Raw genomic sequence first — 24,304 nt, 5'->3', positions numbered from 1 at the left:
CCTGGAACCGAGTATCTGGATTTGTGCCATGTCGCTTGAGCGAAACACCGAAATTGAATTGCGTCTGTTAATGGAGGCGATTTACCTCAAATACAGTTACGACTTTCGTGATTACTCTGGAGCCTCGGTCAAGCGTCGGGTCAATCATGCGTTGCGCCAGTTCGATTGCAAGACCATCTCGGCGTTGCAGGAGCGCGTGCTACATGACCCATTAGCGTTCATGCAGCTCTTGCAGTTCCTGACTATCCCGGTCAGCGAAATGTTTCGCGATCCTGGGCATTTCCTGGCGATTCGTCAGGAGGTAGTGCCGCTGCTCAAAACATACCCTTCGATCAAGATCTGGATCGCCGGTTGCAGTACAGGGGAGGAGGTCTACTCCATGGCGATCCTGTTGCGCGAGGAGGGTCTGCTTGATCGAACCATCATCTACGCGACTGACATTAACCCCAGTTCGCTGGAGAAGGCGAAGATGGGCATATTCTCCCTGGAGAATATTCGTGCGTACACCGAGAACTATCAACGGGCGGGCGGGCAGCGGGCGTTTTCCGACTATTACACGGCGGCGTATGACCACGCTATTTTCGATAAGACCCTGCGCGAGAACGTCACGTTCGCCGATCACAGCCTGGCAACTGATAGTGTGTTTTCAGAAACCCAGTTAATTTCATGCCGTAACGTACTGATTTATTTTAATAAGAAACTTCAAGATCGGGCATTTGGGCTGTTTCACGATTCGCTCTGCCATCGGGGCTTTCTGGTACTGGGCAGCAAGGAAACACTCGATTTTTCCGCCTATAGCAAAAATTTTGAAACATTCGTCAAACAGGAGCGGATCTACCGTAAGTCATGAATACGACTGAACAATACCGCCACTTGCCCATTCGCGCGCTGCCTCTTGTCGATGCCATTGTCATCGGGGCGTCGGCTGGCGGCGTGGATGCCTTGATGAAGATTTTCTCTGCGTTGACGCCAGGCTTTGCTTTGCCAATTATCACGGTCTTGCATTTACTTGATGAGCGCCGCAGTCATTTGGCTGAAATTTTTCAGCGGCGCCTGCCTATCACGGTCAAAGAAGTCGATGACAAAGAGATAATTGTTCCTGGCACGTTGTATTTCGCCGCTCCCGGCTATCACGTGTCTGTGGAAGAAGATTTCAGCCTGTCACTGAGCCGGGAAGAGCGCATCTACCATTCACGTCCCAGCATCGACATCCTTTTTGAGTCGGCCGCTGATGCCTATGGACCTCGGCTGGCCGGGGTGTTACTGACCGGGGCCAATCAGGACGGTGCTCGAGGATTGGCTATGATCAAGCATCACGGCGGATTCACTGTGGTTCAAGATCCCCGGCTGGCTCATGCACCCACCATGCCCGAAGCAGCGTTGGCGTTACATATGCCGAATCATATCCTGCCGTTGCACGACATTGGCCAATTGCTAATCGAGCTGGAAAGAACCGCATGCTAAGTGAAATCCAAGCCAACCTGCTGATCGTCGATGATCTACCGGAAAACCTGCTAGCGCTTGAGGCATTGATCAAGCGTGAAGGCCGCACGGTCTTTAAAGCCCTGTCTGCTGATGAGGCACTTTCGCTGTTGCTGCAGCATGAGTTCGCTCTGGCCATTCTCGATGTGCAAATGCCAGGAATGAACGGCTTCGAACTGGCTGAGCTGATGCGCAGTACCGAGAGAACCAAAAATATTCCTATCGTGTTTGTCAGTGCCGCCGGTCGTGAGTTGAATTACGCATTCAAGGGCTACGAAAGTGGCGCGGTGGACTTTCTGCACAAACCGCTGGATATCCATGCGGTGAAGAGCAAGGTCAATGTATTTGTCGACCTTTATCGTCAACGCAAGGCGATGAAGCAGCAGGTCGAAGCCCTTGAACAGAGCCGCCACGAGCAGGAAGCTTTGCTTAAGCAGCTTCAGTCCACCCAGAACGAGCTTGAGCATGCAGTGCGCATGCGCGATGACTTCATGTCGGTTGTTTCTCACGAAGTGCGCACCCCGCTTAACGGGCTTATCCTGGAAACCCAGCTGCGCAAACTGCACTTGACCAAGGGCAACGTTGCTGCGTTTACCCTGGACAAACTGAGCGCCATGGTCGATCGCGATGAGCGGCAAATCAAGAGTTTGATTCGTTTGATCGAGGATATGCTGGATGTCTCACGCATTCGTACCGGTAAGCTGTCGATTCGTCCCAGTCGTTTCGATCTGGTGCAACTGGTCAGCAACCTTCTGGAGAGCTTCTCCGCGCAGATATCGAACGCTGAGTCGACGTTGTCTTTTACGGGCGAAGGGCCGGTCATAGGGACCTGGGATGAGTTTCGTATCGAGCAGGTGGTTGTGAACCTGCTGACCAACGCACTGCGCTATGGCTCTCATAACCCGATCGACGTGCGGGTGTATTGCGAAGGCGGGCAGGCGCGGGTGGATGTGCTTGATCACGGTATTGGTGTCAGCGAAGAAAACCAAAAACGAATTTTTCAGCAGTTTGAGCGGGTATCGGCCAATCATGTCATCGCCGGATTGGGCCTGGGTTTGTTTATTTCCGAGCAGATCGTCGCCGCCCATGGTGGGTCGATCAGCGTAGATAGCGAGGAGGGTAAGGGATCGTTGTTCAGGGTGAGCCTGCCGCTTTAAAAGCTGTTGGCAATTATCCGACGTACAGCGCAACCTACGCCGCGCGCCATGGTCGTAGTGGCAGCTATTTAGAGATATAAGGCACCCCATGAGCTCTGATGCAGAAGATGTCGTACTCATCGTCGAAGACGAACCGCTGATCCTGATGTTGCTCGCCGATTATCTATCGGGTGAGGGCTACCGGGTATTGAAAGCCGAAAATGGCGAACAGGCGTTTGAGATACTGGCGACCAAACCTCACCTGGATTTGATGATCACTGATTACCGCCTGCCGGGTGGTGTATCGGGGGTGATGATTGCTGACCCCGCGGTGAAGCTGCGACCTGAATTAAAGGTGATTTTCATCAGCGGCTACCCCGCCGAAATCCTGGAGTCCGGCAGCCCCATCGCTCTCAAGGCGCCAATCCTGGCCAAGCCGTTCACGATGGACAACCTGCATACGCAGATTAAAAAACTGCTGGCGTGATTGAGTGGTTGTGATGCTGGTATACCCAATTTCATTACGCCTCAACGGCCTCTTTGCGCGCTCGGACACCCATCCCGAAATACTCTAGTGTCTTCATCCTGCAGCATCGGATTGCTTTCTCCTGAACGATGTGGCGCTCCGCGCAGTACGCCTTGATCCTGGTGATTCGAACGGTCTGACTTCGCGCCGCCGAATGGGTTTTTGTCCTGCAAATGGCATAACCGCAGCCTTACGGCTGGTAACGCGTGCTTGTTATAGTCTGAGCACCATTACAACCAAAAAATGTGAGTATTTTCGAAGATGACAACCGTGTCCGATTACCAGGCTTTCCACGTCGAACTGACCGATAACATCGCTCACGTGCAGATTAATCGGCCGGAAAAGGTCAATTCAATGAACGCCGCGTTCTGGAGCGAAATCATTGATATTTTCCAGTGGATCGATGAAACGGATGAAGTGCGCGTCGTGGTCCTGAGTGGCGCTGGCAAACACTTCTCCTCGGGTATCGACTTGATGATGTTGGCATCGGTTGCCACTGAACTGGGCAAAGATGCGGGGCGAAATGCACGCTTGCTACGGCGCAAAATTCTGCAGCTTCAGGCCTCGTTCAATGCCGTGGACAGCTGTCGCAAACCGGTATTGGCGGCAGTTCAGGGATACTGCCTGGGCGGTGCCATCGATTTGATTGCAGCGTGTGATATGCGTTACGCCGCTGAAGATGCACAATTCTCGATCAAGGAAATCGACATGGGCATGGCGGCGGATGTGGGTACTTTGCAGCGCCTGCCGCGTATCATCGGCGACGGTATGCTGCGCGAACTGGCCTACACCGGGCGTACCATGGGTGCAGAAGAAGCGCGCAGCATCGGCCTGGTCAATCGCACGTTCGTCGACACGCAGAGCCTGCTTGACGGCGTGATGGCCATTGCTGGTGAAATTGCCAGTAAGTCGCCGATCGCTATTGCCGGGACCAAGGAAATGATCAGCTACATGCGTGACCATCGGATTGATGACGGCCTTGAATACGTCGCCACGTGGAACGCGGCAATGCTGCAATCAGCGGACCTTCGGTTGGCCATGGCCGCGCATATGAGCAAACAAAAAGCTGTCTTCGATAACTAAAGCATTCAATCATGAAGGCCGACTGGAACACTGAGCTGCAAGCGATCACCCAGACGTGCGCAAGCAGAGGAGATTATTCATGACACGCCCAAGGCGCTGGACAACGGCCGTACTGGATATCCAGGTCAGCGGCGGTTGGGCTGTGGTTCACAGTACCCAGGGATTTCTGCTCGACGGCAACGGCGTGATGTTCCCAAGGGAATGGCTCAAGCGTCAGGACTTGCCGTTGCTCAGCGAACACGGCATCGGCCATTTCGATGGTGAGCCGGTCTACCTGCTGGTGCTCAAACATCCGGTGGACGTCGAGGGTTGTACCTGGCAAGGCCTGCGTCAGTTCATGCTGGAAGGAGACTTCGACGTTTACAGAAAACTCGGCTATGCCGCACAGATAGGCACATGGGCGCGGGAGCATCGGTTCTGTGGCAGCTGTGGCCAAGCGATGCAGCAAGTGCCGGGTGAGCGTGCCATGTACTGCGAACACTGTGATTTGCGCCATTACCCGCGTATTTCGCCGAGCATGATCGTGCTGATCACTCGTGGCGATGAAATCCTGTTGGCACGCTCGCCGCGTTTTGTGCCGGGCGTCTATAGCACCCTGGCGGGGTTCGCTGAGCCTGGGGAGTCTGCGGAGGATTGCGTACGCCGCGAAGTGATGGAAGAGGTGCAGTTGGAGGTCAAGAACATCCAGTACATGGGCAGTCAGTGTTGGCCGTTCCCGCATTCGATGATGCTGGGCTTCCATGCCGAGTACGCAGGAGGCGAAATCGTTCCCCAACTGGATGAGATCGAAGATGCGCGCTGGTTCGACATCAATGATCTGCCGCCGTTACCGGCCCACCGCTCCATCGCGCGCTACTTGATCGATCTGTATCTGGCCAGGCGTTCAGGCGCCGCTGAACCAGTGTTGCCAGGCTAGGCGCACAGTCAGTCCCAGCACCACGATAATGAACACCGGGCGGATAAATTTTGCGCCGCCCTGAATCGCGGTACGAGCGCCAAAGAAGGCCCCGATCATCAGCGACGAACCCATGCTCAGGCCGATCAGCCAGTCTACCTGGCCAGAGAAGATGAACACTGACAGCGCCGCAGCATTGCTGACGAAGTTCATGCTGCGCGCCACACCGCTGGCCTTCACCAGATCCAGAGGGTAGAGCAGCAGACTGCTGACGGTCCAGAATGCACCCGTGCCCGGCCCGGCGACACCGTCATAAAATCCTAATCCCAGGCCTTGCGGCAGTTGCCACTTCTTCTTGATGGGCGCGTCGCTGTCCAGCGGTGCCTTGGGTGTGCCACCGAACAATAGGTAAAGGCCGCAACCGAACACAATCACCGGGAGCATCTGGTTGATCCACTCAGCGGGCAGGTAATGCGCAACCACCGCACCAATCGATGCCCCGACTGCCGTGCCAATCAACGCGTGAATCCATTGCTTGGGGTCGAACAGCTTGCGTCGGAAAAAGGTGTAGCTGGCCATCGCCGAACCGAAGGTCGAACTGAGTTTGTTGGTGCCAAGGACCAGATGCGGTGGGAGACCGGCAGTCATCAGGGCAGGGGTGGTCAACAAGCCACCACCACCGGCGATCGCATCAATGAACCCTGCGACAAAAGCAACGACTGCAAGAATGGCGAGGGTGGTCAGGTCAACACTGAGTTCAAAAGGCATGCGAGGGATCGACTTATACGGCTTGGGCAGAATGGCTGCTCCAGAAGGCGACCATTTTACGCATAACGGGTGATAAATCGATGTATCGGTTCGACCGCGCCAAGCCATTCGCGAATGAATTCGTTCCCACACAACGTGCAGGAAAAGCGCTTACAGCTCATCAATCCTGACCCAACGCTGCTCTGCCGCCGCCAGGCGAATAGCTGCGGCTAAACGTTCTACTTGCCAAGCCTCTTCGAAATCAGGCCCTTCATTGCCATGACCGCAGACCGCCTGAATCAATGCATGCACTTCCAGCGTCTTGAGTTCGTTGTACCCCAACTGATGCCCAGGTGCGGGACAGAAGGCTGCATAACCGGGCAGTGTTGGTCCTGCGAGTATCCGCTGAAACCCGTCTTGCCCTGGGCGGTAAACCTGCAGCTCATTGAGTCGCTCCTGATCAAACGCAAGGGTGCCCCGTGTGCCGCTGATCTCGAAACTCAGGTGGTTTTTGTAGCCGTGCTTGAGCCAGCTGCTGCTGAACGTGCCGCGAGCGCCGTTGGCGAAGCGCAACAAGGCATGGGTCTGATCGTCGACGGCGATGGTGCGCTGTTCGCTGCTGCCCACGGCAACCGGACGTTGGGCGTGCACAGTATGAGAGTCGGCACATACCGCGTCGATGTCGCCGAGCAGGTGACGGGCCAGCGCCAGCAAATGGCTGCCCAGGTCTGCCAGCGCGCCCCCTGCGTGGGCAGCTTCACAGCGCCATGACCAAGGCGTTGCTGGATCCCCCATGAACTCTTCGCTGAACTCTCCCTGAAAGCCGATGATTTCGCCCAGCTCGCCGTCTGCGATCATCTGTCGCGCCAGACCGATGATGGGGTTGTGCTGGTAGTTGTAACCCACCCGCGTGACCACACCCGCAGCTTGGGCGGCTCGACGCATTTCACTCGCTTGACCGAGGCTGATCGCCAGGGGTTTTTCGCAATACACCGCTTTGCCGGCTGCCAGTGCCGCCATGGCCATGGGGTAGTGCAAGTGATTCGGTGTGGTGATCGCCACCAGGTGCACGCCGGGATCGTTGATCAATGATTGCCAGTCACCGTGAGCATGAGCGAAGCCCCAGTCGTTGGCGCATCGCTCGGCACGTGCGGCATCAGCATCGGCCAGTGCAGCGAGATGCACCTGCACGGGCAGTTGAAACGCGGCGCTCACATTGCGAAAGGCCAAGGCATGGGCACGCCCCATGAAGCCAGTGCCGATCAGGCCAATGCCCAGTGTGGGCAGAGCAGATGAGGGTACATAAGATTCGCGCATGACAAAGTCCGGTTAGAGTTGTTGTGCGGAAAATATATTCTTAAATCATTTTTTATGGAATATATATTCTTTTAGTGAGTCGTAAAAAAACAGCCCGAAGGCTGTTTTTTTCACCCGTACAGGAGAATCAGGACAGGTAACCACCGTCCACATTCAACGAAACACCGGTGGTGTAGCTGGATGCATCACTGGCCAGGTACAGAACGGCGCCAGCCATTTCGCTGGGTGCGGCCACACGCTTGAGCGGGATCTGCTCCAGCGCCATGTTCAGGATCGCATCGTTTTTGACCAGGGCCGAGGCGAATTTGGTGTCTGTCAGACCTGGCAGCAGGGCGTTGCAACGAATACCGAACGGCCCGCATTCCTTTGCGAACACTTTAGTCATGTTGATCACGGCCGCCTTGGTCACCGAATAGATGCCTTGGAACACGCCTGGCGAAATGCCATTGATCGAAGCGACGTTGATGATGCTGCCGCCGCCGTTTTCGCGCATCAGTTTGCCGGCTTCAATGGACATGAAGAAGTAACCGCGAATGTTAACGTCGACGGTTTTCTGGAATGCGCTCAGGTCCGTGTCCAGTACATTGCAGAATTGTGGATTGGTTGCAGCGTTATTGACCAGAATGTCCAGACGACCGAACTGTTCGCGAATCTGCGCGAACGCGTTATGGATCTGTTCCATCTCGCCGATGTGGCAGGCAATTGCAGTAGCCTTGCCGCCGTCAGCGATGATCGCGTCCGCGACGTGTTGGCAGCCATCGATCTTGCGGCTGGAGACAATGACGTGCGCGCCTTGTTGAGCCAGTAGCTTGGCGATGGCTTCACCAATGCCGCGGCTGGCACCGGAAACGAAAGCGATTTTGCCGTCGAGGTCGAACAGTTGGGTCTTGGACATGTTTTCTTCCTTATTGTGTCGCAATCAAAGGCTGGATTTATCGATCACTTGCAGGCTCATCTGCTCCAGCAGCTTGTTCATCTGAATGAACTGCGCGAAGCGTTTGTCCTGGGTCTGACCATGAAAAAAACGGTAGTAGATTTGTTGCACGATACCGGCCAGGCGGAACAAGCCATAGGTGTAGTAGAAGTCAAAATTGTCGATCTGGATGCCGGAGCGTTCAGCGTAGTAATCGACGAACTGACGGCGGGTCAGCATGCCGGGCGCATGGCTAGGCTGGCGGCGCATCAGTTGTACCGGTGCCGGGTCGCTGGCTTCGATCCAATAGGCCAAGGTGTTGCCCAGGTCCATCAACGGGTCGCCAATCGTGGTGAGCTCCCAATCCAGAACGCCGATGATTTTCATCGGGTTGTTCGGGTCGAGAATCACATTGTCGAAGCGATAGTCGTTGTGCACGATGCTGGACACGGGGTGATCGGCCGGCATCTTTTCCGTGAGCCAGGCCCTGACCGTCTCCCAACTCGGCGCATCCGGGGTCAGCGCTTTTTCGTAACGGTCGCCCCAACCACCAATCTGGCGTTTCACATAACCTTCGGGCCTGCCAAGGTCCGCCAGGCCGCACGCGGTATAGTCGACCTGATGCAACTCGACCAGCGTGTCGATAAAGTTTTTACACAGGGCTTCGGTCTGTTGGGCGTCGAAGTTCAGTTCAGACGGTAGATCAGAGCGCAGAATGATGCCGTTGACCCGCTCCATGACATAGAACTCAGAGCCGATCAGTGACTCGTCAGTGCAATGCACGTAAGCCTTTGGGCAATACGGAAAGCCGACATTCAACTGATTGAGAATGCGGTATTCGCGGCCCATGTCGTGCGCAGACTTGGCTTTGTGGCCAAAAGGCGGACGCCTCAGGACGAACTCCTGGTCCGGGTATTGGATCAGGTACGTCAGGTTCGAAGCACCGCCCGGAAACTGGCTGATCTCAGGCGAGCCCCTCAGGCCGGGAATATGCGCCTTGAGGTAGGGGTCGATGAGGCTGGCGTCGAGTTCTTCGCCAGAGCGGATCTTGGTGGACTGGTCAGTAAGCGCCATGCTTATCCCTTCTGCTTATTATGGAGTGCAGACATTATTGACTAATCTAATGCGACCACTCTTCGCTCACAAGCTGGAAACGGCCTTATAGGTGAGCGTGTTGCTGGCCAATCATTGGCTTTGATCGCTGGGTGTCCGTGAGTTGCAGGCGAAAAAAAACCGAGGCCCTGAGACCTCGGTTCTGCGTGCATTGCAGCCAGATTTAAGCCGGGAACAGCTCGCTCAACTTCATGGCCAACATCATGTCACCTTCAGCGCGCAGCTTGCCGCTCATGAACGCCTGCATGCCGTCGGTTTCGCCGCTGACGATGCCTTTAAGGGTCTCGCTGTCCATGACCAGTGTCACTTGAGCGTCAGGGTTCTCGCCTTCTTTAACGTCGCAAGTACCGTCTTTTACGATCAAGGAGTAGTGTGTGTTGTCATCGATCTTAAAGCCAAACACCAGGTCCAGGCCTGCAGCTGCACTTGGGTTGAACTTGGCTTTCATGGATTGAATGGAGTCAGCTACAGAAGTCATGGTGCGATCCTTTTTCTAGGGTTCTGGTGGATAGGTTCCAGCGACCATTCAGGTCGCCGTGGGCCGGTCTCAGCGATAAGTGATGAGCTCCGGCGCCTGCAACAGTTGCAGGTGCGCCTGACTGTTGAAGGAAGCCAAGGCTACCTCGCGACCACGGAATTTAAGCTGGTTGAGCGAGGTATTGACGATTTGCCAGTTGAGTTCGAACGCCTGCTTCGCGGGCATCTGAGTGATTAAGTGGAGCAGCGCGGTGATTGTACCGCCTGAGGTGAAAATCGCGATCCGGTCTTTGTTGCCCGCCTGATCGAGAACCCGGTGCAAGCCCGATTGAACCTGCTCGACAAAGCCGAGCCAGCTTTGCAGCCCCGGAGTGTCATAATCACCCTTGAGCCAACGGTCCATGATCAACGCAAATAGTCGCTGAAACTCACCGCGGTTTTGCGCGGCATTACGCAGCACATGCAGGGCTTCCGGTTCTTCGGGGAGCAGGGCCGGGAGCAGGGCACGGATCACCGCATCGGCGTCGAATTCATTAAACGCGGGATCGACTTCAAGCGGGGCCATGGATTGCCCTGCCGCCTTGAACTGGTCCATTACCGCCTCGGCCGTATGCTGCTGACGACGCAGGTTGCCAGACAGGCAGCGATCGAAGCTCAAGCCCAGCTGTGCCAGGTGGGTGCCGAGGATCTCGGCCTGGCGAATACCCATCGGAGACAGAACGTCGTAGTCGTCTGCACCAAAGGAGGCCTGGCCATGTCGAATCAAATAGATGCTGCCCACGTCGGCGTTATCCCGGGACGTTGAAGGTTTTGCGAGGTTATGAGGATGCTTGAAGCGTGTCAATGAAAAAACATACGCTTGTTTGAATGGTTGTTTCCGGGACATCCCTGGCAAGCGATCGACTGGCCGTCTGCAAGGCACGCCGGTATGCTTGAGTCATCCGCGGCTCCTTGATTGGAGGGGCGCAAAGTGTGTGAGGAGTATTTGTGGAGTTTATGGCTGAATACGCAATTTTTCTGGCCAAGACGGTCACCCTGGTGGTTGCCATTCTGATTGTGCTGGCGGCTTTCGCTTCGCTACGCAGCAAAGGCCGACGCAAATCTGCCGGGCAGTTGCAGGTCAGCAAGCTGAATAACTTCTACAAAGGTCTGCGCGAACGTCTTGAACAATCGCTGTTGGATAAGGACCGGCTCAAGGCGTTGCGCAAAGAGCAAGGCAAAAGCCTGAAGAAGGAAAAGAAACTGGCCGACGCCAAGCCTCGGGTGTATGTGCTGGATTTCGACGGTGATATAAAAGCGTCCGCAACCGAGAGCATGCGCCATGAAATCACGGCGCTGTTAACCTTGGCCACGGTCAAGGATGAAGTGGTCCTGCGCCTGGAGAGTGGCGGCGGCATGGTCCACAGTTATGGCTTGGCCTCATCGCAGTTGGCACGGATTCGTCAGGCGGGTATTCCACTGACCATCTGCATCGACAAAGTGGCGGCCAGCGGTGGCTACATGATGGCTTGCATTGGTAACAAGATTATCAGCGCACCTTTCGCTATTTTGGGTTCCATCGGCGTGGTAGCGCAGTTGCCCAACGTCAATCGTCTGCTGAAGAAGCATGATATTGATTTTGAAGTGCTGACCGCTGGCGAGTACAAACGTACCTTGACCGTATTTGGCGAAAATACCGAGAAGGGCCGGGAGAAGTTCCAGGAAGAGCTGGACATTACTCATGAGCTGTTCAAAAACTTTGTCGCGCGCTACCGTCCGCAATTGGCGATCAACGAAGTTGCTACCGGGGAAGTCTGGCTTGGCATGGCGGCGCTGGACAAACAGTTGGTGGACGAACTCAAGACCAGTGACGAATACCTTTCTGAGCGCGCCAAGGTCGCTGAAGTTTTCCATTTGCATTATTCCGAGCGCAAAAGCTTGCAGGAACGGATCGGCTTGGCGGCCAGTGGGTCGGTAGATCGTGTCTTGTTGAGTTGGTGGAGTCGGCTGACACAGCAGCGCTTCTGGTAATCGTAAGCGCCTTTGTCAGGTTTTCAGTGACAAGGATGGTTCATCAGATAGCAAAAAGCCCGGGGTTCAAATTGAACCCCGGGCTTTTTTTCAGGCCGAATCAGCGACGCCGGAACAGCGGCAACGGTTCATCAGTAGCGGCCTGGTAGGTCACCGAGAAGTCTTTAAGACCTTCAAGTGCTTCATACGGGTCTTTGTCGGGGCGAATCGCAAAGGCGTCGAAACCACAGCGGTGCATATAGAACAATTGGTCACGCAACACATCGCCAATGGCCCGTAGTTCGCCTTTGAAGCCGTATCGATCACGAAGCAGACGCGCATTGGAGTAACTGCGGCCATCGGTGAACGCCGGAAAATTCAGGGCGATAACCTGGAAGTTATCCACGTCATCACCAATTTGCTCAGCTTCTTCGTCGGCGTCCAGCCATACACCCAAGCCGCCGTCACGCGCTTTGAGGGCGTGACTATGGTCGAGCCATAAAGCCAGCGGCACAATCAGGTCATCACAGTTGGACAGGCCGTCAAGCGTCGTGTCCTTGGGCAGCAAGTGCCAGGTTTCGTCGATGACTTCGTTGTTCTTAATGATTCGCTGCATAGACGCGCTCCTTGAAAGGGTCAATGCCGATACGCTGGAAGGTGTCGATAAAACGCTCATCTTCGTGCCGCTTCTCTATGTAGACGTTGATCAGCTTCTCGATCACGTCGGGCATCACATCCTGGGCGAAAGACGGGCCCAGAATTTTACCCAGGCTTGCATCACGGTTGCTGCTGCCGCCAAGGGAGACTTGATAGAACTCTTCGCCTTTCTTGTCCACGCCAAGAATGCCGATATGCCCCACGTGGTGGTGACCGCAGGCGTTCATGCAACCGGAAATATTCAGGTCCAGCTCGCCGATGTCGAACAGGTAATCCAGGTCGTCAAAGCGACGCTGGATGGCTTCGGCGATCGGGATCGATTTGGCGTTGGCCAAGGAGCAGAAATCGCCCCCTGGGCAGCAAATGATGTCGGTCAGCAAACCGATGTTCGGGGTGGCGAAACCCTGTTCGCGGAGCTCGCCCCACAAGGTGAACAACTGGCTTTGCTCAACGTCGGCAAGAATGATGTTTTGCTCGTGGGACGTGCGCATCTGGCTGAAGCTGTAACGATCAGCCAGATCGGCAACGCCATCGAGTTGTTTGTCGGTGATATCGCCTGGGGCAACACCGGTCGGTTTGAGCGACAGGGTCACCGCTGCGTAGCCTGGCTTTTTGTGCGCAAGAACGTTGCGCGAGCGCCAGCGGGCAAAACCCGGGTGTTCTTTATCGAGGTGAGCCAGTTCAGCGCTTTGATCGCTGAGGGCTTTGTACTCGGGGTCGACGAAGTGCTTGGCGACGCGATGCACTTCGGCTTCGGTCAACGTGGTCTGGCCGCCCCGCAGGTGGACCATTTCCGCGTCGACTCGCTCGGCGAACACTTCAGGCGTCAGTGCCTTGACCAGAATCTTGATCCGGGCCTTGTACTTGTTGTCACGACGGCCATAGCGGTTATAGACCCGCAGGATAGCGTCCAGATAGCTCAACAGGTCCTGCCAAGGCAGAAACTCATTGATGAAGGCACCGACCACTGGCGTACGGCCAAGGCCACCACCGACCAGGACGCGGAAACCCAGTTCGCCCGCAGCGTTACGCACTGGCTCCAGGCCGATGTCGTGTACCTCAATGGCGACACGGTCACTGGTGGAACCATTGATGGCGATCTTGAATTTACGCGGCAGGTAGGCGAATTCGGGGTGGAAGGTAGTCCACTGCCGAATGATCTCGCACCACGGACGCGGATCAACCACTTCATCCGCCGCAACACCGGCAAATTGATCGGTGGTGACGTTACGCAAGCAGTTACCGCTGGTCTGAATCGCGTGCATCTGCACGGTTGCGAGTTCAGCCAGAATATCCGGCACGTCTTCCAGCGCGGGCCAGTTGAACTGAATATTTTGGCGGGTGCTGACATGGGCATAGCCCTTGTCGTAATCACGAGCGATTTTGGCAATCATGCGCAACTGCCGCGAGGTCAACTGGCCATAAGGCACAGCCACCCGCAACATCGGCGCAAAGCGTTGAATATAAAGGCCATTCTGCAGGCGCAGCGGGCGAAACTCTTCTTCGCTCAGCTCTCCGGCCAGGTAGCGTCGGGTCTGATCCCGGAACTGCTTGACGCGGTCCTCGATGATCCGCTGATCGTACTCGTCGTATACGTACATATAGGTCCTGTTCTCAGGCTGCTTACAGCAAATCTGCGCGCACGGCCGCGCACTCCCAACGGAGCCGAGGGAAGATACCAGTTTGCAGTTATGCGCAAAAGTGAAGTTTGAGTATATGCAAAGAACTAAAAGAACTATCCAGGTCGGGTTGATCGCATAACCCTTCTTGAGGAATGGGCAATGCTCGACTTTACTAAGGGCGTGATCGCGGCAATCTGCTGTCGCAGAGGCGGTCACGCTTCATGTGCAATCACCGATAAAACCGAAAAGAGGCGATGCAATGAGCAACCCTGTCAAAGCAGTGAAAGCCGATAGCAGCGTAGATGCCTGGGCCATTTTCTTCATTGTCATCCTGGTCGTAACGACGGCCGTATTCTGGGTGAGCCACCAATAACGCAAGCAACCTGCGCCTGTCCGACGTGACGGTCGGACAATGCGTTAAACGGTATCCAGAGGTCTGCACTTAGGCAGTTATACTGCGTGCCTATTTTTCAGGCCAGCATGAGAATGTTTAAACTTTTTTGTAGCGCGTTGCTGGTATTGAGCAGCGTGTGGATGACTGCGACCGAAGCAGCGACGGTGGTTTTTCTGAATCCGGGCCTGTCGACGGAAACGTTTTGGGTCAGTTATTCAAAGTTCATGGCGGCGGCGGCCAACGACTTGGGCATGACGCTGCAGGTGCGTTACTCGGAACGGGACCCTCATAAAACGCTGATCCAGGCGCGCGAAGCATTGTTGGGCCCTGACCGGCCCGATTACCTGGTGTTCGTCAATGAATTGTATGCCGCCCCGGAAATTCTTCGTCTATCCCAAGGCAGCGGCGTCAAGCTGTTTGCCGTCAACAATACCCTCACCCCTGATCAGATCAACATGCTCGGCGACGTCCGCACTCGCTTTCCGAATTTGATCGGTAGTTTGGTAGGGAATGATGAGGAGGGCGGTTACTTGATGGCCAAGGAGCTGATTCGCCTGCACCCGAAGGTTGCCGCTGGTCATAGCATCGACATGCTGGCGTTCTCTGGAGCAGCAACAACACCCGTCGCTCAGCTTCGCGAGCAGGGTCTGCGACGCGCTCTGGGTGAGCACCCGGAAGTGCATTTGCGTCAACTCGTGTACAGCGGTTGGGAACGAGAGCGAGCGCAGGAACAGGCCCGACAGTTGTTTCAGCGCTACCCGAAAACAAGCCTGGTATGGTCTGCCAATGATGAAATGGCGTTTGGCGCCATGGCTGCATTGCGTGAACGGGGCGGAGAGCCGGGCAAGGATGTGCTGTTTAGTGCCTTGAACTCTTCGACAGCGGCCTTGCAGGCGCGTCTGGACGGAAGTTTGAGCGTTCTGGCGGGTGGGCACTTCACGTTGGGTGGGTGGGCCATGGTGTTGCTGCACGACTATGACGCAACCAGGGAACAGGATCGCCAGTACCTGGGGGCGCGTCAATTAAGCGTGTTGCAGCTTCTTGGCCAGCAGGATGCCAGGCGCCTGCTGCAGGCTGGCCGCCAAGACGACTATGGCGTCGATTTCCGCACATTCAGCATGACGGGGAACCCTAAGCCGGGTGCGTACCGTTTTTCCCTGAAAAGCATACTGTACTGAAGGGTCAACCCACGGCGAAGTGCAATACCAACTGGACAATGCCAAACAAGGTCAGGGCGAAGATCGCCGTGAACAGCACGCCCAGTATGACGAAGTGACTGGGTTTGCCGTGGGTAAAATCCCGAGCCCGGTTTTTCCCGCTCTGTACACCAAATGCCGCCGCTACAACGCTCTGCACCATCTGCCAGAAAGTAGGCGGCTTATTGTTTGAAGAGTCGTCCATACACCCTCGTGAATTCACATCAACGTAAAGAAAACTCACTAAGCATAGTCAAGTCAGAGGGATATGCCCTGCGCGGGTCACTTTGATGGGTGGCAGCGCCTACTGAAAAAGGAAGCAACCCATGGTCGGGCTGCCTCCTGAACGCGCTGTCTTAGTCGTCGTATCCCAGGTTTGGCGCCAGCCAGCGCTCAGAAACGCTCAGCTCCTGACCTTTGCGCGCCGTGTAGCTTTCTACCTGATCCTTGTCGACTTTACCCACGGCAAAATATTGCGCCTGTGGATGAGCGAAGTACCAGCCACTCACCGACGCCGCAGGAAACATTGCATAGCTTTCGGTCAAGGTGACACCGCTCAGGCCTGACTGACCCTCCTCGGTGCGGTCCAGCAGGTCGAACAAGGTGCCTTTTTCGGTGTGATCCGGGCAGGCCGGATAACCCGGTGCAGGGCGGATACCGATGTACTGCTCCTTGATCAGGTCTTCGTTGGCCAGTTGTTCGTCCTTGGCATAACCCCAGTAGTTTTTCCGCACCTGTTGGTGCAGCCACTCGGCGCAGGCTTCGGCAAGACGGTCGGCCAGGGCTTTGACCATGATTGCGTTGTAGTCGTCGCCTTTGTCTTGATAAGCCTTGGACACTTCTTCGGCACCGATGCCCGCAGTGGTGATGAAACCGCCGACGTAATCGGTGACGCCGCTGTCCTTGGGTGCGACAAAGTCAGCCAGGGAGAAATTCGGTTTGCCGTCGGTCTTGATGATCTGTTGACGCAGGTGATGCAGCTTGGCCAGCGGTTTGCCGTCGTTGCCGTAAAGCTCCAGGTCATCGTTGTCGACCTGATTGGCAGGCCAGAAGCCAAACACTGCGCGAGCGCTGATCAGTTTTTCGTCGATCAGTTTGCGCAGGATGTCCTGAGCATCGGCAAACAGCGAGGTCGCGGCTTCGCCAACCACTTCATCGGTGAGAATGCGCGGGTATTTGCCGGCCAGGTCCCAGGAGATGAAGAATGGGGTCCAGTCGATGTACTCGGCCAGCACATTAAGGTCGATATTTTCCAGGACCTTCACGCCGGTGAACGTAGGTTTGACCGGTTGGTAATCGGCCCAGTCGAACTTCGGCTTCTTGGCCACGGCAGCGGCGTAACTCAGGCGCTCGGTGCGGGAACTGCGGGCAGCGGTGCGCTCACGTACCTCGATGTACTCGAGCCGGGTTTTCTCGATAAACGCCGGCTTCAATTCCTTCGACAGCAATTGCGTGGCCACGCCAACGGCGCGGGATGCATCGGTGACGTAGATCACCGCGTCGTTGCTGTACTTGGGTTCGATCTTCACCGCGGTATGGGCTTTGGACGTGGTCGCGCCGCCGATCATCAGCGGCAGGGTAAAGCCCTGACGCTGCATTTCCCGGGCGACATGCACCATTTCATCGAGTGACGGTGTAATCAGTCCAGACAGGCCGATGATGTCGCACTTCTGTTCCTTGGCCACCTGCAGGATCTTCTCTGCCGGCACCATCACGCCCAAGTCGACGATGTCATAGCCGTTGCAGCCCAGAACCACGCCGACAATGTTCTTGCCGATGTCATGCACGTCGCCCTTGACCGTGGCCATGAGAATTTTGCCCTTGGCTTCGGGTTTGTCGCCTTTTTCCAGTTCGATGAACGGGATCAAGTGGGCCACGGCCTGTTTCATCACTCGCGCGGATTTAACCACCTGTGGCAGGAACATTTTTCCTGAGCCGAACAGGTCGCCGACGATGTTCATGCCGGACATCAACGGCCCTTCGATCACTTCGATCGGGCGCTTGAACGACTGCCGAGACTCTTCGGTGTCTTCGACGATATGGGTGGTGATGCCTTTGACCAGCGCGTGTTCCAGGCGCTTGTTGACTTCCCAGCCACGCCACTCTTCGGTTTCGGCTTCTTTGACGCTGCCGTCACCCTTGTACTTGTCGGCGATGGCCAGCAGGGCGTCGGTACCGTTTGGCGTGCGGTTGAGGACGACGTCTTCCACACAATCGCGCAATTCGGTCGGTATTTGGTCGTAGATCTCCAATTGCCCGGCGTTGACGATCCCCATGCTCAAACCGTTGCGGATCGCATACAGCAAGAACACCGAGTGAATCGCCTCGCGTACCGGATTGTTGCCACGGAACGAGAAGGATACGTTGGACACGCCACCAGAGGTCAGGGCATGGGGCAGGTTGTCGCGAATATAGGCACAGGCGTTGATGAAATCGACGGCGTAGTTGTTGTGCTCTTCGATGCCCGTGGCAATGGCGAAAATGTTCGGGTCAAAAATGATGTCTTCAGGCGGGAAGCCGACATCGTTGACCAGGATGTCGTAGGAGCGCTTGCAGATTTCTCTCTTGCGCTTCTCGGTGTCGGCCTGGCCGTCTTCATCAAACGCCATCACCACCACGGCGGCGCCATAGCGTTTGCACAGTTTGGCGTGATGGATGAACTGCTCCACGCCTTCCTTCATGCTGATGGAGTTGACGATGCCCTTGCCCTGAATGCACTTGAGGCCGGCTTCGATCACCTCCCATTTGGAGGAGTCGATCATGATCGGAACGCGGGAAATGTCCGGTTCGCCGGCAATCAGATTGAGGAAGGTTACCATGGCCTTCTTCGAATCGAGCATGCCCTCGTCCATGTTGATGTCGATCACCTGAGCGCCGGCTTCGACCTGCTGCAAGGCGACTTCAAGCGCTTCGGTGTAGTTGTCCTCACGGATCAGCCGGGCAAAACGCGCAGAACCGGTGATGTTGGTGCGCTCGCCGACGTTGATGAACAACGAACTGCGATCAATGGTGAACGGTTCCAGGCCGGATAGGCGACAGGCTTTAGGGATGTCCGGAATAGCCCGCGGCGGGTACTTGCTTACCGCATTGGCGATGGCCTTGATGTGCGCAGGTGTGGTCCCACAGCAGCCACCGACGATATTGAGAAAGCCGCTCTGGGCGAACTCTTCGATGATTGCCGCTGTCTGTGCTGGCTCTTCGTCGTATTCACCGAAGGCGTTCGGTAAACCGGCGTTCGGGTGCGCCGAAATGTAAGTGCCGGCTTTGTTCGACAGTTCTTCCAGGTAGGGACGCAAATCGCTGGCGCCCAGCGCGCAGTTCAAACCCACCGAAATAGGTTTGGCGTGGCTGACCGAGTTCCAGAACGCTTCAGTGGTTTGTCCGGACAAGGTGCGGCCCGAGGCATCGGTGATGGTCCCGGAGATCATGATCGGCAATTCAAAGCCGACTTCTTCGAACACGCCCTGCACGGCGAAAATCGCGGCCTTGGCATTGAGGGTGTCGAAGATCGTCTCGATCAGGATCAGATCGGCGCCGCCTTCGATCAAGCCGTGGGTGGCTTCGGTGTAGTTTTCCACCAACTGATCGAAGGTCACGTTGCGGTAACCGGGGTTGTTCACGTCTGGCGACAACGAGCAGGTGCGGCTGGTCGGGCCTAGAACGCCAGCAACGAAGCGCGGCTTGTTGGGCGTTTCCAGGGTTTTAGCGTCAGCGACCTTGCGGGCGAGGCGAGCACCTTCTACGTTCAACTCATAGACCAACGCTTCCATACCGTAATCGGCCTGGGAAACCTGGGTGGCGTTGAAGGTGTTGGTTTCGAGAATGTCAGCGCCAGCATCCAGATAGGCCTTTTCGATGGCCCCAATCACGTCCGGACGACTGAGAATCAGCAGGTCGTTATTGCCTTTGACATCACTTGGCCAGTCGGCGAAGCGTTTGCCACGGTAGTCCTCTTCCTCCAGTCGGTAGCTCTGGATCATTGTGCCCATGCCACCATCGAGAATCAGAATGCGCTCTTTGAGGGCTTGCTGGAGAGCGTGGAGGCGAGCGCTGCGGTCGGACATAGGACTACCTGGAAAGGCCAATACAGAAGGTCCGAGATAATAGCAAACCTGCGCGCTTTTAGTGAGAGGAGGGCATTCTCATGAATATCGCTCATGTTGTAGGGAGTAAGCCACTGTAGAATCACCGCGTTTTAATGGTCGGGACACTGGACATGCCATATCGGGTACTCGCAAGCCTCTTTTTGCTGCTCCTGTGCAGTGGGGTACGTGCGCAAGATTCAGGGTCGAACCCTTCCTCGTCTATTTCCTACACCCGAGACGTGCAGCCGATCTTTACCGAGAAGTGTGTCGCCTGCCATGCCTGTTATGACGCCGCATGCCAGCTCAACCTGGGCAGTGCCGAAGGAGCTCTGCGGGGCGCGTCGAAAGTTCAGGTGTATAACGGCAGGCGTAGCGAAGCCGAGGCGCCTACCCGACTGTATTACGATGCCCATAGCGTCACGGCCTGGCAGCATAAAGGCTTCTATTCGGTGTTTGATGCGCAAGGCAGTCAGGCTGCACTGATGGCGCGGATGCTCGAGCTCGGCCATAAAACGCCACTGACGCCCAATGCCAAAGTTCCGGCCGAGATCGTTCTGGGGATGGACCGAGATAATCAATGCCCAATGCCGGCTGAGTTCGATACCTATGCCGGCAACCATCCCAAGGAAGGCATGCCGCTGGCAGTGACCGGCCTGACCGAACCGCAGTATCAAACCTTGCGGCGCTGGTTGGCGGCGGGTGCGCCGATTGATCAACAGGCGCTGGCCCCGAGCGCCAGCGAGACGCTGCAAATCACTCAGTGGGAAGACATGCTCAATGCCCGCGGCGCCAAGGAAGGGTTAGTGGCGCGGTGGTTATACGAGCATCTGTTTCTGGCACACATTTATTTTGAAGGCGGCGAGCCTGGGCATTTCTTTCAGTGGGTTCGTTCGCGCACGCCCAGCGGTCAGCCCATCGACCTGATCAATACACGACGACCCAACGATGATCCGGGCTCCGACGTGTATTACCGCTTGTGGCCAGTACAAGGGGTGATCGTGCACAAGACCCACATCACATACCCGATGAGCCCAGGCAAAATGGCGCGGGTCAAAGAGCTGTTCTACAGCGGTGACTGGACTGTCAGCGCTTCGCCTGGCTACGGCCCACGGCACCGCGCCAATCCGTTCGACACGTTTCAGGCGATTCCTGCCCAAGCGCTTTATCAGTTCATGCTCGACAACGCCGAGTACTTCGTGCGCACCTTTATCCGTGGTCCGGTCTGCCGTGGGAATATCGCCAGTGATGTCATTCGCGATAATTTCTGGGCTCTTTTTCAGGACCCGGCACATGATCTGTACCTCACGGATGCGGCTTATCGTGACAAGGCTACGCCCCTGTTGTCGATGCCCGGCCAGATCGACGACGTTGGCAGCGTTTTGACTCTGTGGCACTCCTATCGCGACAAGCGCAATGAGTACGAAGCACTACGCAGCAAAACCTATGCTCAGGCGCCAGCCCCCAGTTGGTCGACGTTGTGGGCCGGTAACGACAACGCCTTGTTGTCGATTTTTCGTCACTACGACAGCGCCTCCGTCAATAAAGGGTTGATCGGCGAAATCCCGCAGACGATGTGGCTGTTCGACTTCCCCATCCTTGAGCGAACCTATTACCAGCTTGCGGTCAATTTCGACGTATTCGGCAACGTTGCGCATCAAGCGCAGACTCGGTTGTATTTCGACCTGATCCGCAACGGTGCCGAGCAGAACTTTCTGCGGCTGATGCCCGCTGACTCGCGCGATGAGATCTTGAGCGACTGGTACCAGGAAGGCGGCAAAGTGAAAATGTGGCTGGACTATCAGGGCATCGACGACGACGCGCCAAGCGGTCTTAAGCTCAATGAAAAAGACCCCAAACGTGATTTCGCCCTTCAGTTGCTGGTGCGCTACGGCGACTTGAATGGCCGGCCGGACCCGATCAACCGCTGCAGTGGCGCGTACTGTGCCCGGCAAACCCTGGTGCCCGAATTGCGCTACGCCGAACAGGCTCTGAGTCGCCTGACGTCTCGCCCGGCGGCGGGTTTGCAGGTGATCGCCCAGTTACCGGAAGCAAGCATGCTCCGAATCCAGGCCAGCGATGGTAAGCGCGAGCTCTACAGCCTGCTGCGCAACCGTGCACACAGTAACGTCGCCTTTATGCTGGGTGAGGAATCCCGCTATCAACCGGGGCTGGACACCTTGACTATCTATCCCGGCGTGCTGAGCAGCTACCCGAACTTTATGTTCAATATTCCTGCTGTGCAGGTGCCCGCGTTTGTCCGCGCCATGGAGCAGGCGCGGGACGCTGATGCGTTCGAAAAAATCGTTCAGCGCTGGGGCATTCGCCGGAGCAATCCTCAGTTCTGGTTCTATTTTCATGACCTGACACGCTATATCCAGGAGACCGAGCCGGTTGAGGCGGGCATGCTGGACATGAACCGTTACGAGAATCTGTAGCCGTTCTTTAAACGGCTTCGCAGGTAAGCCTGCGAAGCCGTTGACACGCTCGTATTGAGCTGAACGCCTTGACAAACATGGCCCGCAGCCATCTACCAGTCATCAATCCCGCGCAACCTTTTGGCCCTTGTCGCGGTCCGACGTATCGAGACGACCTGAAGTAGCAGTCTATTCGGGGTCCTTGATGTTGATTTGAAAACAGGTGAGTTGCGGATGTTGATTTCGGTTCAAGCCTTGCGGGCACTCGCCGCGTGGGTAGTTGTGTGTCACCACTTTATGCAGATTTTCTTTGATTTTCATGCCAAAGGCCCCGTAGGGCAGTTCTTCGTCGACAGGGGGGCGGTAGGGGTCGATATTTTCTTCGTGATCAGTGGGCTGGTGATCTATCTGTCCACGCAAAACAAAGACATGCCAGCTGGACGCTTCATGGTCAATCGGATCATCCGTATCGTCCCGGCATATTGGGTCTACACGGCCGCCATGGGGCTGCTGTTGGTAGTCGCCAGTCCGCTATTGCCGCATCAAGTGATCAGTTGGCAGAACTTTATTCTTTCCCTGTTATTCATCCCTTCTGAAAACCCCGGCGGTTATGGCATGTACCCTACGTTGAACGTGGGTTGGACGCTGAATTATGAAATGTTCTTCTATCTATTATTCTCACTGGTGTTCCTGGTCCATCAACGTCATCGGCCACTGGTTGTCGCGGCCGCATTGTTCGCGGTGAGTGAGGTGTTGACCCGTTACGGCTGGATCAGCCATTTCTACCGCAACGACATTGTGTACGAGTTTCTGCTCGGCATCGGCATCGGTATTATCTACAGCCGGGGCTGGATCACTCCACGGCTATGGCTGCCGCTGCTGGCGATTGCCGGGGCCTTCGTCACTATTTACCACCTGCCACCCTCACAACGGTTTATGAACTGGGGGCTGCCCAGCGCGTTGATTGTCGTCGCCTGTATCTCACTGGAACCGTACTTCCAGGGCAATCGATTATTCAAGGTACTGGGCGACTGTTCCTACTCGGTGTACTTACTCCACGTATTGGTTCTCTATGGCGGATGGCTGGCGTCTGAACGCTATGGGCTCAATCCGTATGCGGTGTTTGCCGTGTGTGTACCGTTGATTGCCGTCGGAGCCTGGGGCAGTTACGAATTTATCGAAAAAGGACTTTATCTGCGCCTCAAAGGCTGGCTGGATAAGCGAAGAGCGGTGGGCGAGGCGGTCGCTCTTTCCCGACATAATTACTAGGACTTTGTGCGGCGCGAATGATTGGCGTAAACTGCGCCCACGTCTGCGAGGAATTTTCATGACCGCTATTACTATTACCGATGCCGCCCACGACTATCTGGCCGATTTGCTTGAAAAGCAGAACACTCAGGGCATCGGCATCCGCGTGTTTATTACCCAGCCTGGCACCCAATACGCTGAGACCTGCATTGCTTATTGCAAGCCGGGCGAAGAGAAACCGGAAGACAAGGCCATTGGCCTGAAAAGCTTCACTGCCTGGATCGACTCCTTCAGCGAAGCGTTTCTGGATGATGCGGTTGTCGATTACGCCACCGACCGAATGGGCGGCCAACTGACCATCAAGGCGCCAAACGCCAAAGTACCGATGGTCAATGCCGACAGCCCGATCAACGAACGCATCAATTATTACCTGCAAACCGAGATCAATCCGGGGCTGGCCAGCCATGGCGGCCAGGTTTCGCTGATTGATGTGATTGAAGAGAACAACGAAAATATCGCGGTGCTGAAGTTCGGTGGCGGTTGCCAGGGCTGCGGTCAGGCTGACGTGACCTTGAGAGAAGGGATCGAGCGCACTCTGCTTGAGCGTATTCCTGAGCTTAACGGTGTGCGGGACGTCACTGACCATACGCAAAAAGAAAACGCCTACTACTAAGTCGGGCGCCTCTACGCGATAAAACAGCTGCAAAAAATGCCTCGACTGGTTCGAGGCATTTTTTTTGGTTCTGCCAGTGCCTGGTTTAGCCAGCCTTGGCGCAACCAGCAGGGTTGAACACGCGCTGGCTTGAAGCCGGATTTTTCAGCAGTGCAGCCCCGGTGCGTGCCGGACGTGGCAGAAGTTGCCCGGAGCAATTGGGACAGCGACCGCCCAGACGGTCGTGCGCGCAATCGCTGCAGAAGGTGCATTCAAACGAGCAAATCAACGCGTCCAGACTGTCGCCAGGCAGGTTGCGGTCGCAGCATTCACAGCTCGGGCGAAGTTCAAGCATAGA

At 56.0% G+C, this 24,304-nt stretch carries 22 protein-coding genes; 11 read left to right on the top strand and 11 right to left on the bottom strand.

All coding sequences use genetic code 11. The features are described from left to right. Positions 1-28: 28 nt before the first annotated feature. From RGU44_RS07530 to nudC, 6 genes are all read left to right on the top strand, one after another. Entirely contained in the window at positions 29-850 is an 822-nt protein-coding gene (locus RGU44_RS07530) for a protein-glutamate O-methyltransferase CheR (RefSeq protein ID WP_322179140.1), read from the top strand. Continuing rightward, positions 847-1,464, top strand: coding sequence for a chemotaxis protein CheB (locus RGU44_RS07525; protein ID WP_322216507.1), 618 nt, complete (start codon positions 847-849; stop codon positions 1,462-1,464). Before RGU44_RS07530 ends, RGU44_RS07525 begins: the two co-directional genes overlap by 4 nt. Next, the gene (locus RGU44_RS07520; RefSeq protein ID WP_322179141.1) at positions 1,458-2,639 is read left to right on the top strand and encodes a hybrid sensor histidine kinase/response regulator; all 1,182 of its coding nucleotides are present in this window, start codon (positions 1,458-1,460) and stop codon (positions 2,637-2,639) included. Before RGU44_RS07525 ends, RGU44_RS07520 begins: the two co-directional genes overlap by 7 nt. Positions 2,640-2,727: 88 nt before the next feature. Next, a complete protein-coding gene (locus RGU44_RS07515) occupies positions 2,728-3,105 on the top strand; it encodes a response regulator (RefSeq protein WP_322179142.1) in 378 nt (125 codons plus the stop codon). A gap of 309 nt (positions 3,106-3,414) precedes the next feature. Beyond that, entirely contained in the window at positions 3,415-4,227 is an 813-nt protein-coding gene (locus RGU44_RS07510; protein ID WP_322179143.1) for a crotonase/enoyl-CoA hydratase family protein, read from the top strand. A gap of 79 nt (positions 4,228-4,306) precedes the next feature. Further along, a complete protein-coding gene (gene nudC, locus RGU44_RS07505) occupies positions 4,307-5,143 on the top strand; it encodes an NAD(+) diphosphatase (RefSeq protein ID WP_322179144.1) in 837 nt (278 codons plus the stop codon). Here nudC and RGU44_RS07500 read toward each other — a convergent pair. The 6 genes from RGU44_RS07500 to RGU44_RS07475 all read right to left on the bottom strand — a co-directional run bounded on the left by RGU44_RS07500 (position 5,111) and on the right by RGU44_RS07475 (position 10,470). Next, on the bottom strand, positions 5,111-5,890 hold the full coding sequence (locus RGU44_RS07500) for a TSUP family transporter (protein ID WP_322179145.1): 780 nt from the start codon (positions 5,888-5,890) through the stop codon (positions 5,111-5,113). The two genes, nudC and RGU44_RS07500, sit on opposite strands and share 33 nt — an antisense overlap. A gap of 150 nt (positions 5,891-6,040) precedes the next feature. Continuing rightward, complete coding sequence (locus RGU44_RS07495) at positions 6,041-7,186, bottom strand: Gfo/Idh/MocA family oxidoreductase (RefSeq protein ID WP_322216504.1); 1,146 nt, start codon at positions 7,184-7,186, stop codon at positions 6,041-6,043. Positions 7,187-7,313: 127 nt separating this feature from the next. After that, positions 7,314-8,081 (bottom strand): SDR family oxidoreductase, encoded by a 768-nt coding sequence (locus tag RGU44_RS07490; RefSeq protein ID WP_322216503.1) that lies wholly within the window; start codon positions 8,079-8,081, stop codon positions 7,314-7,316. A 24-nt stretch (positions 8,082-8,105) separates the two neighbouring features. Continuing rightward, positions 8,106-9,173 (bottom strand): phosphotransferase family protein, encoded by a 1,068-nt coding sequence (locus RGU44_RS07485; protein ID WP_322216501.1) that lies wholly within the window; start codon positions 9,171-9,173, stop codon positions 8,106-8,108. A 202-nt stretch (positions 9,174-9,375) separates the two neighbouring features. Next, positions 9,376-9,690: an SCP2 sterol-binding domain-containing protein gene (locus tag RGU44_RS07480; protein ID WP_322216499.1), complete on the bottom strand. Its 315-nt coding sequence runs from the start codon at positions 9,688-9,690 to the stop codon at positions 9,376-9,378. Positions 9,691-9,759: 69 nt separating this feature from the next. Next, positions 9,760-10,470 (bottom strand): histidine phosphatase family protein, encoded by a 711-nt coding sequence (locus RGU44_RS07475; RefSeq protein WP_322216497.1) that lies wholly within the window; start codon positions 10,468-10,470, stop codon positions 9,760-9,762. A 206-nt stretch (positions 10,471-10,676) separates the two neighbouring features. On the opposite strand from RGU44_RS07475, the gene sohB reads away from it, so the two are divergent. After that, a complete protein-coding gene (gene sohB, locus RGU44_RS07470) occupies positions 10,677-11,699 on the top strand; it encodes a protease SohB (protein ID WP_322216495.1) in 1,023 nt (340 codons plus the stop codon). 100 nt (positions 11,700-11,799) lie between these two features. On the opposite strand, the gene RGU44_RS07465 is transcribed toward sohB, so the two are convergent. Both RGU44_RS07465 and RGU44_RS07460 read right to left on the bottom strand, forming a co-directional pair. Further along, complete coding sequence (locus RGU44_RS07465; protein WP_322179152.1) at positions 11,800-12,294, bottom strand: DUF934 domain-containing protein; 495 nt, start codon at positions 12,292-12,294, stop codon at positions 11,800-11,802. Further along, positions 12,278-13,936 (bottom strand): nitrite/sulfite reductase, encoded by a 1,659-nt coding sequence (locus tag RGU44_RS07460; protein WP_322179153.1) that lies wholly within the window; start codon positions 13,934-13,936, stop codon positions 12,278-12,280. Before RGU44_RS07460 ends, RGU44_RS07465 begins: the two co-directional genes overlap by 17 nt. A gap of 507 nt (positions 13,937-14,443) precedes the next feature. Between RGU44_RS07460 and RGU44_RS07455 the strand changes: the two genes are divergently transcribed. Beyond that, entirely contained in the window at positions 14,444-15,529 is a 1,086-nt protein-coding gene (locus RGU44_RS07455) for an ABC transporter substrate-binding protein (protein ID WP_322216493.1), read from the top strand. 4 nt (positions 15,530-15,533) lie between these two features. On the opposite strand, the gene RGU44_RS07450 is transcribed toward RGU44_RS07455, so the two are convergent. Further along, entirely contained in the window at positions 15,534-15,752 is a 219-nt protein-coding gene (locus RGU44_RS07450; protein WP_219059781.1) for a DUF2970 domain-containing protein, read from the bottom strand. A gap of 151 nt (positions 15,753-15,903) precedes the next feature. Beyond that, positions 15,904-19,611, bottom strand: coding sequence for a methionine synthase (metH, locus tag RGU44_RS07445; RefSeq protein WP_322179156.1), 3,708 nt, complete (start codon positions 19,609-19,611; stop codon positions 15,904-15,906). A gap of 152 nt (positions 19,612-19,763) precedes the next feature. Between metH and RGU44_RS07440 the strand changes: the two genes are divergently transcribed. The 3 genes from RGU44_RS07440 (at position 19,764) to nfuA (ending at position 23,967) form a co-directional block, all read left to right on the top strand. Further along, positions 19,764-22,067 carry a fatty acid cis/trans isomerase gene (locus tag RGU44_RS07440; RefSeq protein WP_322216489.1) on the top strand — a complete coding sequence of 768 codons (2,304 nt, stop codon included), beginning with the start codon at positions 19,764-19,766 and terminating at the stop codon, positions 22,065-22,067. Positions 22,068-22,280: 213 nt separating this feature from the next. After that, the gene (locus RGU44_RS07435) at positions 22,281-23,315 is read left to right on the top strand and encodes an acyltransferase (RefSeq protein WP_322216488.1); all 1,035 of its coding nucleotides are present in this window, start codon (positions 22,281-22,283) and stop codon (positions 23,313-23,315) included. A 58-nt stretch (positions 23,316-23,373) separates the two neighbouring features. Beyond that, positions 23,374-23,967: a Fe-S biogenesis protein NfuA gene (gene nfuA / locus RGU44_RS07430; RefSeq protein ID WP_322179159.1), complete on the top strand. Its 594-nt coding sequence runs from the start codon at positions 23,374-23,376 to the stop codon at positions 23,965-23,967. Between the two features lie 85 nt (positions 23,968-24,052). Here the strand turns inward: nfuA and RGU44_RS07425 are convergent, their stop codons facing one another. Beyond that, positions 24,053-24,301: a DUF1272 domain-containing protein gene (locus RGU44_RS07425; RefSeq protein WP_322179160.1), complete on the bottom strand. Its 249-nt coding sequence runs from the start codon at positions 24,299-24,301 to the stop codon at positions 24,053-24,055. Positions 24,302-24,304 lie beyond the last annotated feature (3 nt).

The sequence above is a fragment of the Pseudomonas sp. 5C2 genome, from assembly GCF_034314155.1.
Taxonomy (GTDB): Bacteria; Pseudomonadota; Gammaproteobacteria; order Pseudomonadales; family Pseudomonadaceae; genus Aquipseudomonas.
The sequence above is the reverse complement of the archived record's forward strand: the minus strand, read 5'-3'. Positions and strand labels throughout refer to the sequence as shown.